The sequence below is a fragment of the uncultured Granulicatella sp. genome (genome assembly GCF_963516875.1).
Classification (GTDB): domain Bacteria; phylum Bacillota; class Bacilli; order Lactobacillales; family Aerococcaceae; genus Granulicatella.
Genome location: NZ_CAUQCL010000006.1, coordinates 1 through 11,908, shown reverse-complemented (window position 1 = coordinate 11,908; position 11,908 = coordinate 1). Strand labels below are relative to the sequence as shown.

General features: G+C 30.0%; 12 protein-coding genes and 1 pseudogene. All 13 read left to right on the top strand.

All coding sequences use genetic code 11. The annotated features are described in order from the left end of the window. Positions 1-366: 366 nt before the first annotated feature. The 13 genes and pseudogenes from RWM24_RS03800 to RWM24_RS03740 all read left to right on the top strand — a co-directional run bounded on the left by RWM24_RS03800 (position 367) and on the right by RWM24_RS03740 (position 11,717). Positions 367-612: an immunity 17 family protein gene (locus RWM24_RS03800; protein ID WP_314111732.1), complete on the top strand. Its 246-nt coding sequence runs from the start codon at positions 367-369 to the stop codon at positions 610-612. 19 nt (positions 613-631) lie between these two features. After that, a complete protein-coding gene (locus tag RWM24_RS03795; RefSeq protein ID WP_314111729.1) occupies positions 632-1,870 on the top strand; it encodes a DUF695 domain-containing protein in 1,239 nt (412 codons plus the stop codon). Between the two features lie 231 nt (positions 1,871-2,101). Beyond that, positions 2,102-3,145: a Fic family protein gene (locus tag RWM24_RS03790; RefSeq protein WP_314111727.1), complete on the top strand. Its 1,044-nt coding sequence runs from the start codon at positions 2,102-2,104 to the stop codon at positions 3,143-3,145. 40 nt (positions 3,146-3,185) lie between these two features. Beyond that, the gene (locus RWM24_RS03785) at positions 3,186-3,605 is read left to right on the top strand and encodes a hypothetical protein (protein WP_314111724.1); all 420 of its coding nucleotides are present in this window, start codon (positions 3,186-3,188) and stop codon (positions 3,603-3,605) included. 38 nt (positions 3,606-3,643) lie between these two features. After that, the gene (locus tag RWM24_RS03780) at positions 3,644-3,928 is read left to right on the top strand and encodes a DUF2695 domain-containing protein (protein ID WP_314111721.1); all 285 of its coding nucleotides are present in this window, start codon (positions 3,644-3,646) and stop codon (positions 3,926-3,928) included. A 58-nt stretch (positions 3,929-3,986) separates the two neighbouring features. Further along, entirely contained in the window at positions 3,987-4,490 is a 504-nt protein-coding gene (locus tag RWM24_RS03775) for a DUF6678 family protein (RefSeq protein WP_314111719.1), read from the top strand. Positions 4,491-4,802: 312 nt separating this feature from the next. After that, positions 4,803-4,901, top strand: a pseudogene (locus tag RWM24_RS03770) (competence protein TfoX); the annotation flags it as partial. Between the two features lie 27 nt (positions 4,902-4,928). After that, complete coding sequence (locus RWM24_RS03765) at positions 4,929-5,528, top strand: RpiB/LacA/LacB family sugar-phosphate isomerase (RefSeq protein WP_314111716.1); 600 nt, start codon at positions 4,929-4,931, stop codon at positions 5,526-5,528. 121 nt (positions 5,529-5,649) lie between these two features. Further along, complete coding sequence (locus tag RWM24_RS03760) at positions 5,650-6,204, top strand: hypothetical protein (protein ID WP_314111714.1); 555 nt, start codon at positions 5,650-5,652, stop codon at positions 6,202-6,204. Between the two features lie 103 nt (positions 6,205-6,307). Then, positions 6,308-6,847, top strand: a complete 540-nt coding sequence (locus RWM24_RS03755) for a DMP19 family protein (protein WP_314111712.1) — start codon at positions 6,308-6,310, stop codon at positions 6,845-6,847. A gap of 323 nt (positions 6,848-7,170) precedes the next feature. Next, a complete protein-coding gene (locus tag RWM24_RS03750; RefSeq protein WP_314111710.1) occupies positions 7,171-7,848 on the top strand; it encodes an ABC transporter ATP-binding protein in 678 nt (225 codons plus the stop codon). Between the two features lie 1,307 nt (positions 7,849-9,155). Next, positions 9,156-10,754 carry an ABC transporter ATP-binding protein gene (locus RWM24_RS03745; protein ID WP_314111707.1) on the top strand — a complete coding sequence of 533 codons (1,599 nt, stop codon included), beginning with the start codon at positions 9,156-9,158 and terminating at the stop codon, positions 10,752-10,754. A gap of 438 nt (positions 10,755-11,192) precedes the next feature. Next, complete coding sequence (locus RWM24_RS03740) at positions 11,193-11,717, top strand: GNAT family protein (protein WP_314111704.1); 525 nt, start codon at positions 11,193-11,195, stop codon at positions 11,715-11,717. The last annotated feature ends 191 nt before the right edge of the window (positions 11,718-11,908 follow it).

The following is an 11,908-nucleotide window of genomic DNA, read 5'->3' as shown; positions in this document are numbered from 1 at the left end:
TTTTAAATAAATAATAGTCCGAATAAATTTGGGTTGTTTGACAAATCTTATTGCTGAATCTAATTTGTAAGTATCTATCATATCGACTATAGGTAATATAAAACTACCAATAATTTTGTATAAACTTCATTAGTGATTAATTAAATGATTCATTCAATAAAAACAAAGAAGCTATATCCGTGTGATATGGCTTTTTTTAGGAATAGTCAGTAAGTTGCAAAAACAATTTTACGTATGCTGTTTTTTATAATATTGATATCTATATAATTTTAAATTATAATGAAAGCGCATTAAGAAGAGTTCTTATAACCTGTGAATAAGAAAAATCATTAGAGAAATGCTTGATGGAGAAAGTAGACAAACGATATGGATGAAGTATTTGAATGGTTAAAAGTATATTATCAGTATGTGTTGATAGCAGGTGGACTCCTATTTTTAATCGGTGCGATAAGAGATTGGAAATGGGTATGTCAAGCTACAGTCGGAGATAAGGCAAAATACGCTTTTATTTTTGAAGTGTGGGGTGAGAAAGGATATAGAGTCTTTATAGGTATATGTAGACTGTTACTTGTAATTTGTGGTGTTGTGTTTTTAATGTTGGATAAACGATAAAAAGTGGAGGTAATGTAACATGAAATGGAACTCAGAAAATCGCAAAGAATTTTTTGCGTATATAGAAAAGCTTACAGATGAAGATAAATATACGGAATGTATGACAGCGTTGGAAAGCATCCCTATGGAAGAACGTGATTATCAAGTATGGTATCAGCTTGCTCGTGCTTATCAAAACTTTGCGATTGTCGGCAATGATGATAAAGGAACACCTAGTTTTATTGGCGATAAATTTTTATTAAAATCTATAGATATTTTGAATTCAGTTAGAGAAGAGGGGAAAGATAAGGCTGAATGGCATATGCGCATGGCATATGCCTATCAATACTTGACTCATGAGGAAGAAAGAGCTATTCCTTTTGCCTTGCGTTGGGCGGAGTTAGATCCTGAGGAACAGAATGCGTTGGAAGTAGTAAAAGAGTGTAAAGAAGAAATTGAAAAAAGAGAGTGCAGAGTTAATGTGGCTACGGAGAAAGTAATTGATCAACAAACTGCCAAAATTGATGAAGACTGGGGCATTTATCTATGCAATGCATTTGCTTGTGACTTACCGGCAGTTATTCGAACCAATTTAGCTCTTTGGGATTTTGAATTTACTGCAAACTACCCTAAAAGACTAGAATTACAAATATTATATAAGAATGCTGATGAAAACGGGTTTCCTACAAGAGAAGAAGGGGAATATTTATACCGTATAGAAGATGCTGTGGTAGAGATTATTGAAAAACATGGGGACATATTAACAGGTGTTGCGAAATGTGATGAACGGGTACGTATTATTTCGTATGCTAAGAATGAGTTGGGGTACTACGATGAAATTTCTGAGATGATGGCAGAAAACTTCCCTGAGTATGCCTATACATTTGCAGTATTTGAAGATAAGGACTGGGACATGTATTTTCAGGCACTGTATCCTGATAAATATGAATATCAAAGCATTATGAATATGAGGCTTATTGAGAATATTAAAAGTGATGGTGATAGTATGGTGCCAAGAGTACTCGAACATTGCCTACTCTTTAAAACAGAAGAAAATGGAGAAGCCTTTTTAGCCAAAGTAATGGAAGACGGTTTCATAAAACTTTCATCAGAAAATCTGAGCAACAATGAGGATATAGATAAGGAATATCCATATGTACTTGTCATCGGTAGGGAAGATGCTTTTGAAAATATCGATGAAATTGTCTGGTATCTTATGGATTTGGCAGAAGAGTTTGACGGGGAATATAGTGGCTGGGGATGCCATATTGTAAAATAGCGTGAAATAGCACTTTAAAGAGAAGAAGCGAGATGAAAACGTCCTTTAAAAATATAGATTTCAACAAGCTCTTTGTTAAACAAGGTTGATGAAATAATTTTAACAGAAAATAATGATGTTATGTTGTCTTACTTTATTTTACAACTTAGGTAAGTATAAATAATCGCCTAAGTTCTTAGTAATCGCCTAAAAATGTGATATAATTAGGCGAAAAGAAAAGGAGGTAGGCGAATGCGACTTTTTAGTTATGAAAATCTAGCAAGAAGTAAGTGGGATAGTGAAATTATAAATCTTCTTTCACAAATTCATGAGCACAAAGGAAAACAAGAACTTTTTTTGACACGTAAACCTGCTGTTTTAGATAAATTAGTAGAGATTGCTAAAATTCAGAGTGTAGAAGATTCTAATAAAATAGAGGGAATTGTTACTACAGCAGTCAGGATAAAAGAGTTAATGAATCAAAAAACAACTCCTATAAATAGGGATGAAGAAGAAATTCTTGGATATAGAGATGTACTAAATACAATTCATGAAAGTTATGAATATATTCCAATCAATAGTAACTATATTTTGCAACTTCATAAAGAACTATTTAAGTATAGTGAAAAAGGAATTGGTGGTCGATATAAAAATACTCAGAATTCTATTGTGGAAAAAGATAAAGAGGGTAATACTATCGAAATTTTTAAGCCATTATCCCCATATGAAACACCAAGCGCAATTGATCAGATTTGTAATGAATTGAATATAGCTTTTGATAAAAAAGAAGTGGATTCGCTGCTTTTAATTCCAATTTTTATTCATGATTTTCTTTGTATTCATCCTTTCAATGACGGAAATGGAAGGATGAGTCGTTTATTAACAACCCTCTTGCTATACAGACAAGGATATGTAATTGGGAAATATATCAGTTTAGAAAGTAAAATAGAAAAAAATAAAAATAGTTATTATAAAGCTTTAGAAAAAAGTGGGATAGGTTGGCATGAAAACAAAGAAGAACCTTTACCATTCATAAAATATATTCTTAGAATGATATTAGCCGCTTATATTGATTTTGAAGAAAGAGTTGATTATGTAGACGAAAAAGTACCTACAATCGAACTTGTTAGAAATGCAATTGATAGCAAATTAGGTAAATTTACAAAAAGTGATATGATGGAATTAGTTCCAAGTGTAGGAAAAGCTACAATTGAAAATATGCTTAAGCAATTGACTGAGGAAGCGTACATTGAAAGACATGGCAAAGGAAGAGCGACCTTTTATGTAAAAAAGTAGCTAAATAACTAGATTTTAAGGTGAATTTATGAGGAACGGTATGAAGTTTATACACGATAGAAGTAGCAATATCCTTTTCAGCCTTCATGATAGCAGGGTGAAAGAAATCAAATATCACAACGAAACTTTGACGTTGAAAGTTAATAAAATATATGAATTTGTGGAAGGTGAAGAAAGATCATACCCAGGTGAAATATGTTTTGAGAAATGTGATATCGACCTGTGTGATGTATTAATATTTAACAAAACCTTAACTGAAGGACGTTTCAATGGAAAGTCTATTGGCTTACAACAATTTATGGATGAATATACAGATTCCGAATTTGAAATCATTATTGAAGGCTATTATGGCAACAAAACTACATATAGAGGATGGCTTCGTGAAGACGGAAAAAGACCAGTGTCGGCAATTATGTACGTTTGGAATAGCGGAGATATGGTGTATAACGTAAAAAAATAAATTATTTGAAAAAACAATTTAATAAAGGAGAAAAGCTCATGAACAAATTTGAGAAGAGAAAATTTTTACAAGAATATCAAGTCCAACAAATGGAAGAATTTGAAGAGAACTTACCGATGGAGAAGAAATTATTTTATGAATTATTTGATTATCTAAATGAAAAATCAGAAACGGTAGAGTGTAATCACGATTTTTCTTTAACAAATGAGTTTTTGAATGATAAAAATGTAGATATTGAAAAGGTTATAGAATTTTTGCGAGAAAATGGTGCTGGTTGCGATTGTGAAGTGATTTTTAATGTTGAGGAAAAGTTTGAAGAATAAAATGTTCATATTAGAAACAGACTGGTAAATTTGAAGATGTAAGGAAAAACAGTGATAGATGAAACTAATAAATGATATTTTATGTGAAAAACTAAATCCGAGAAGTGGAGTTATCAAAATAAGTAGTTCTAATGATGAAGATAGAATTTATTTCGATATAAGTTGGGAGGGAGATTTTCATTTTATAGTTACTGGTTGGGTGCATTACGGGTGGTATTTTGTAAAAAGAGATAAACAATGTATATCGCCATCTTATGTTTATCAAAGAATAGATGATAGAGCGTTATCAGTAATGCAACACATTATAGACAAAATTGAAAATGGGAAATATAACAATAAAAAAACTGAAAAAGAAAAAATTAAACAGGTTCTTGCAGAAAGAAATCTAACCTCTTTTATGAATAATACAAAATGGAAAGAACTGATAGATTCCATCATGGAGAACATGAGAGACATCCCGATACAATATAAGACGATTTTTGATGAAGAAAAGCCTAGCGTGTATTGGACGATTGATACTGATGAACATTTTTTTCATAAGAATATGAGCATTGTTGAATGATTTAAAATTAGAAGTAAATTTGAGAAAGTTATTGGTCAAGGACGTTTAATTGAGCCAAAGATATGTGTTACTGATAAAAAATCAGAAATAGAGTGTATGCTTAATAGATTTAGTATTCCTTATGAATATGATGATATTGAAAAATGTTTTATTATTTTTGGGTATAGATAATGAAAATTGTGAATTAGAAGTTAAAAGGGTAATTGTTCCATTTAATAGAATAGTTTGTTGTGATACTCTAAAATATCCGACTATAAATATGAGGTGTGGTTAAGCTATGAATTAGTTTTTAAATATGATTTTTTTGTATAGCTGTTGGTAGATGATGTTGACAACAAAGATTTTTTAACAGGTTTATTTAATTCAATGTATGATGAATTACCTGCACCTAAACCAAAGAAAAAGAAATAATCACATTAGAAGTTGTAGGAGGAAAGCATGAGAATCGGAGTTATTCAAGCAAGTTCGCAAGCGACAAAAAATCAAATAATCTATGATGCTGTATTAAAGTATGCTCCAAAGAAAGCTGAAGTTATAAATTTTGGTTGTACGATGGAAGAAAATGAAAAATACTCGTATATAGAAATTTCTATTCTTGTAGGTATCTTGTTGGCAAGTAGGACAGTTGATTTCGTTGTTACGGGCTGTTCTTCCGGACAGGGAATGATGCTTGCTTGTAATAGTATGCCAGACGTCATCTGCGGGTATGAACCTACACCGAAGGATGCCTATTTATTTGCTCAGATAAATAATGGAAATGCGATATCATTACCATTAGGTGAAGAATATACATGGTCAGGTACTGAAAATCTTGAAAAAACAATAGAAGCTCTTTTCTCAGAGCCATTTGGGCAAAGTGAGGCAGAGAGAAAGATAAGAGATGCCGAGCAACTTAAAGAGATAAGAAGCATCGGACTGGTTCAGTTTAAAGAATTCGTAAATATACTAGATATATCTTTGCTTGAATCAATCAAAAGGAAACAGGATGTAATTCAGTATGTAAAGGCGTATGGGAAGAAGGAAATAATAAAATTATGATAATAAAAAGTGGTGTGAGTCTTATTTTTGAAAAAGAAATTAAAGAAAACAAGATAATATTAATAGGTTTTGAATGTTCACTTTTTAATGAAACGATATAATAATTAAGAGAGAAATTAAAATGAGAGTATCAACTTATATTAAAGAAGAAAATTACAATATAATACATATAGATGATACATTTACAAGTATTAGTATTTGCAATAACTTAGAAAGTGGAGATGCCAATGAACTGTATGAAATTTATTTTTTTGGTTCACTTTTTGAAGGACATATGATTTGTGGTATGTATGATGAAAAAAATGAGATTACCGATCCTTGCATGATAGTAGCAAAATGTATACATACAGGAAAAGAAATTTTACTCTATGATGAAGCTAAATATGGATACAACCCTATGTTCTGTGATGAGATAAATTTAGAAGATATCAAAAAACGTCCACTTTCTAAATTAGAAATTCCAAACTCTAAAATTGAAATAGATTTTGCCTATAACATTGATTTTGATGACGAGAAAGAAGATTTTGAATTTGATGAAGATGACTTTACAGAAACTATTAACGGAGAAAAAATTTCTTTTGAAGAAGTGAAGAGAAATGGATTTGATTATATAAAAATTACTGCTATAGACGAATTGGATACCAAAAGAATTATCTGTGAGTTAGAACTTGCATAAGTTTATCAATTACGAGAGGTAAAATATGAAATCTCCTATTTTAACGGAGAAATGTTTTGAATATATCAATTAAGAGAATGAAATTATAGAGGAGACTAATGAAATGGGTGAAATACAAACAAAATTAAAATACGCAAAGATTACCATAGAAAATATTAAAAGTTTAGATGAAAACTCTTATTATGATGTTGTTGATCCAATGTGGGGAACAATTAATATTTATGATGGATATGATGAGTATGTTCAATCAGCTCAGACTTTCACTTTAGAGCAAAGATATTTATTAGCCATTACTTGGTATTTTTCAGAAGTAAGTAATGGAGGTCATCATCAGTTTTTATATAATCCTACAGGGATAGTTTGGGAAGATGCAATAAAAGGTTTCAAACATTTTGGAATGAACGAATATGCAGGTAATTTTCAAAAAGTTGTAGACTATTGTGGTGGGACAATATCTTTTGGTAGAGAAGAAAGATACCATATGCTAGAAACATTGGAAGAAAAATACGGAGAGGAATTTTTTAATATTTTAGGTGAAGCCGATGATTTCATTTACGATTATAAAGGTGAAGAAAATGAACTAAACTACATCAAATCTCACCCTGAAAAGTTTGTATTTGAAGGAGAATACAAGGGGTATTAAAATTCGCCGATTGTAAAATTAAGTAGAAAAAAATAAATGCATAAAAAAGCCATATACAAAAACCAAATTAATCAGAACAAAAATAAGGAATGTTTCATATTAACTTACCAACATATTAGCATAGATGAATTTATAGTTGTTCGACAAATCCTCAATATAAACAAAAAAGCTATATCCCAGTGATATGGCTTTTTCTTTTGGAATAGTCACAAATCTAAAAATTTGGTATAATACAAGTATGAAATCAACGAGAAACACTTAAAGTGAAGTGTGGAATGATGACTCTCGGAAATTCACCATCTAGAGTAAAAAAGGAGACAAATATGGTTAGTGTTAAAAATTTATCTTTTAGATTAAACAAAATAATTTTAAATGATATAACATTGTCTATTGAACCTAAAGGGCAAATTATTGCATTGCTTGGGCCTAATGGTTCAGGCAAAACAACGCTTATGAATGTTTTAGCTGATTTGTATCAAAAGTATGAGGGCAATGTTCATGATGTTGGTAAAGTACAATTGCTTCCTGATTATGCATACATACCGGAAGACTTAACAATTAGGGAGTGTTTTAATTTATTTGGGCAAGTTTATGACACATTTAATATTGAAAAGGCAATACAAATATTTAGTTACTTAAATCTTGATCAGGATCAGTTGATTTCTTCGTATTCTAAGGGAATGAAAGAGCAATTACATTTAGCTTTTCTACTTTGTCATGATGTAGATACTTACTTATTGGACGAACCTCTTGCAGCAGTCGATCCGCTTACTCGAGATATATTAATTGACTTAATTATGAAATTTAAAACAAATTCTGGAGTTACAATTATTAGTACACATCTCATACAAGATATGGATAAATTGTTCGATGAAGTTATATTTATGAGCAATGGCGAAATATTATTGCATAATTCAGTACCTCAACTTTTTGAAAAGTATCCTGGATTATCACTAGATGACATTTATAAGGAAGTGAATAGAAATGTGCCTTTTAATTAAGAAGATTATACGTGACTATAAGAATGTCTATTTGTATGTATATGGTATAAGTATAGTAATGAGAATGATCACATTTATGTCGGGGGATATTGAGTGGATTCGTATGCTTAATGGTATTGGGGTTATGATTTCTGCTACGTTTTTAATAGGTATATCTACTTATTTTCTATATGAACTTTTGTACACTAGAAAAAGATATTTTTATTACACTCTAAAATACAGTAAAATGCAAATTCTTATTATATATTCCTTTATCTTTGCATTTTTTAATATCATATACTACTTGATAATTTCAAATTTTGACATTTGGCAACTTTTTCAAAAGGTCATTTCAATATTAAGTTTTTTTAGTATTGTTAGTATGTTGTTGTATCTATGTAGAACATTGACAAAGAAGTCTGTTCGTTTAAATTTATTTATTTTTTCACTTGTTTCAGTATTAATCTTTCAAGTATGGTGTTTCTATTATATGTTTATGTCAAATAATCAAGATAAAGTGATGATAGGGGTATCATCAGTTAATGAAATTAAAAATGTATACAATAATATAATACCGCTAACGTTGTTTGTAGATGTCCAAAGATATCAAATTTTAGCGGAACAGTCTTTGATTATGAATTTAATAGTGACGATTATTTCTATATTAATATTATTTAGTCTTAAAAATAAAAAAATTAATTGGTAACAGTGTTCATATTAAAAATTTTGTATGATCAATCAATAGTAAAAACAAAGAAGCTATATCCCAGTGATATGGCTTTTTCTTTTGGAATAGTCATAAACCTAAAAAGTTTGTATAGTATAAGAACGAAATTAAAGAAATATACTTAAAGTGAAAAGTGGAATGATGAACTATAGGAAAAGCCTCCCCTTATGGAAAATACACCCACTAAATAGCATTTGCAACCCTCTAGAGTAAAAAAAGGAGATAACGGTCTTTGCAGTAGAAATAGGAATAAAGTGAATAATACAATAAAGGCTCTAAATAGATTAAAATAAAGAGTTGTTTGCTGGGATAGCTATTTTGGTATACAGACTCAATTTGGTTCGTATTATCTAAAAATAAACTGTTAAAAGGTTGGTAATCGTTACAGGGTATTTTTAATCATAGTATTTATGGAAATTACTAATGATTGTAGACTAATTGTGTATTTTAATTATCTCATTTTGTAAAAATATATTTTGACAAAATGATTGGAATGGATTAGAATTAAATTAAAATTTGATTAGTTTTATTATTTTTTTGCGAATAATGTAACTTGCATTGTTGAATTTAAATTTTCTAAATTAGAGTGGAGGGAATCAGAATGTTTCGATACTTAAGATTTATACTAGTAGGTAATAAGCGAATATTTATAGGTGCTGTGTTATTTTTAGCTTTAATGTCTCTTGATGGAATTGGTGCACCGTATTTTTTAGGGAAATTTACAGATTATATGAACAATAGTGATTTTGATAGCAGTATGTATACAGTATTTTTATGGCTGATTTTTTTACTGTTAATTGTTTTATCAAAATTTCTATTTATTTTCTTTAAAGGAAAGTTTATTCAAAATGTAAATTATCAGTTAAAAAATATACATGCAGTAAATTCTGTTAGCAAAGAGAATTTACAGCAATCACCAAGTTCTTACATCACTAGTATTACTAGTGAAGTTCAGCAAATTGAAAATAAATTTATCAATAATGTATTTACTATGATGTTGTGTACACTTCAAGGTGTTGTTACATTTATATTTTTGATGAATATCAATGTGTTAGTAGGCTTACTTTTTGTTGGTTTGGGAGCTATACCTGCTCTAATTCCTAAGTTAACTAAAAAATGGTTAAAGAAAGGAACAACACGTTGGCAAGAATCCAATGATCAATATATAGGATTTTTAACAGATTTTTTAGAGGCACGCCCGTTGATGAAAAGATTTGGTGTGGTAAATAATGTACTAAAAAAGTTGAATGAGAAGTTAGGAGTATCTGAAAAAAATTATTTTAAGATGGATTTTAATCAGAATATCGCTAATACAATTATTGGTATACTATATGTGTGCTCATTATTGATAGCATTAATGCTGGGAATAAGATCTGTTCAAAATGGATATATGACAGTAGGGAGTTTGCTTACTATATATATGGCAGCTGATAGGGTTGTAACTCCATTAATTACTGCTGCTTCTACATATAATGTGATTCAATCAATTGATCCAATATTGAATAAAGTGCTAACTCTTAATAGTAAAGCCGAAGAATATGAGCAACTGCTAGAGTTACCAACAAGTAGAGAAGTTATCTTAGAATTTAAACAAACTACAGTAGGATATCAAGATAATGAATTGATTAAAAATATTGATTTTTCACTTGGAAGTCATGATAAGATATTATTCAAAGCACCTTCAGGTTCAGGAAAGAGTACTTTTTTAAAAACTATTTTAGGGGAAATGCAGGTATTATCTGGTACTATCAATTATGGTCAAGAACAAGGAATTGAACTTTTTTCTGTTGTTTCTCAAAACCCATTTATCTTTAACGAAACATTGCTGTTTAATCTGACGTTTGATAGTCCAATAGATGAAAGTAGAGTCCTTGAAATTTTAAGAAGAGTAGGAATGAAACACTTAGCAACAAAAGAGATGCTACATACTAAAATGGATAAACAATTACATTCTCTGTCTGGTGGAGAATTAAAACGATTAGAGTTAGCAAGAGCATTATTATTTGAAAAACCTTGCTTACTTGTTGACGAAGCTTTATCAGGGCTGGATGATGAGAGTTCAAAAATTTTGAATGATTTAATTAAAACTTATTCTGGAGCAGTTATTGATATAGAACATCACATTTCAGAGGAAATGATGGTTGGATATGATAAGATTATTACTATCAAGGATAATCATCTAGTTATAAATAAGATGTGAGTAGAGTAATTAATAAGTAAAATAGTGTAATTAGATAATTTTTGTGATTGGAAGAACTGAGTTTTTTGGTTGTTCGACAAATCCTCAATATGAACAAAGAAGCTATATCCCAGTGATATGGCTTTTTCTTTAGGAATAGTTACAAAACTAAAAATTTGGTATAATATAAGAATGAAATCAAAAGAATGATGAGCTCTAGGAAATGCACCGCCCTTAGAGAAAAAAGACTAACTATGAATAGTCAATAATGAATAGAAAAATTCTTCAAAAAATTCAAAAACCACTAAGAAAAATTTCCAGCGGCATCACTCTTTCGAGTACGAGTTTTAGAACTCAAGGAGAGAACGATGTCCTCTATCTAATAACTATATTATACAATTATTTAGGCGTATAAGTCGCCATTAATAACCTAAATACATTATTAAGGAGAAAGTTAATTTGCTTAAAAAATTAAATGAAACAGACTTACCAATACTTCATACACTAATATATTCATCTGAAAAACCTCGATGGACACTTTATAATGCCCCTTATTTTGATGAATATAAACAATTAAATTTTGAAACATTTTTACAGTCAGAAAATCATCTTTTTTTTCTGAGTGAAAATGTTTTAGCAATTGTTCATGAAGAAAGAATTATTGGAGTTGTTACACGCTATTGGGAAGACATTAGAACTCGTTGGTTAGAAATAGGAATTGTTATTTATGATGATTCATTATGGTCTCACGGTATTGGAACATCTGCCTTACAAGAATGGATTGGGATTTGTTTTAAGGATTTCCCAGAAATTGAACGAGTAGGACTAACAACTTGGAGTGGTAATCCTGGTATGATGAGACTGTCAGAAAAATTAGGGATGACTCAAGAAGCTAGAATTAGAAAAGTTCGTTATTATAAAGGAACTTACTATGATTCTATAAAATATGGAATTCTACGAGATGAATTTTTTGCATTGAAGTAGAAGATAAGCTTTTTATTGAATTTTATATAGGGTATTCGATAAAGCCTGTTTGTAAATTTAATTGACTACAATTAGGAGTTATCGAACAACAATAAACGGAGAAGCTATATCCCTGTGATATGGCTTTTTCTTTAGGAATGTCAAGCGCAAGTTAAAATGTCCCGAAAAAAATTAGTTTAGTACAGGTGTGC

Excerpts from the sequence above, each read along its gene's own strand:
- RWM24_RS03750 (WP_314111710.1), top strand. The coding sequence starts at position 7,171 with ATGGTTAGTGTTAAAAATTTATCTTTTAGATTAAACAAAATAATTTTA.
- RWM24_RS03760 (WP_314111714.1), top strand. The coding sequence starts at position 5,650 with ATGAGAGTATCAACTTATATTAAAGAAGAAAATTACAATATAATACAT.
- RWM24_RS03775 (WP_314111719.1), top strand. The coding sequence starts at position 3,987 with ATGAAACTAATAAATGATATTTTATGTGAAAAACTAAATCCGAGAAGT.
- RWM24_RS03745 (WP_314111707.1), top strand. The coding sequence starts at position 9,156 with ATGTTTCGATACTTAAGATTTATACTAGTAGGTAATAAGCGAATATTT.
- RWM24_RS03780 (WP_314111721.1), top strand. The coding sequence starts at position 3,644 with ATGAACAAATTTGAGAAGAGAAAATTTTTACAAGAATATCAAGTCCAA.
- RWM24_RS03755 (WP_314111712.1), top strand. The coding sequence starts at position 6,308 with ATGGGTGAAATACAAACAAAATTAAAATACGCAAAGATTACCATAGAA.
- RWM24_RS03790 (WP_314111727.1), top strand. The coding sequence starts at position 2,102 with ATGCGACTTTTTAGTTATGAAAATCTAGCAAGAAGTAAGTGGGATAGT.
- RWM24_RS03795 (WP_314111729.1), top strand. The coding sequence starts at position 632 with ATGAAATGGAACTCAGAAAATCGCAAAGAATTTTTTGCGTATATAGAA.
- RWM24_RS03765 (WP_314111716.1), top strand. The coding sequence starts at position 4,929 with ATGAGAATCGGAGTTATTCAAGCAAGTTCGCAAGCGACAAAAAATCAA.
- RWM24_RS03785 (WP_314111724.1), top strand. The coding sequence starts at position 3,186 with ATGAAGTTTATACACGATAGAAGTAGCAATATCCTTTTCAGCCTTCAT.
- RWM24_RS03800 (WP_314111732.1), top strand. The coding sequence starts at position 367 with ATGGATGAAGTATTTGAATGGTTAAAAGTATATTATCAGTATGTGTTG.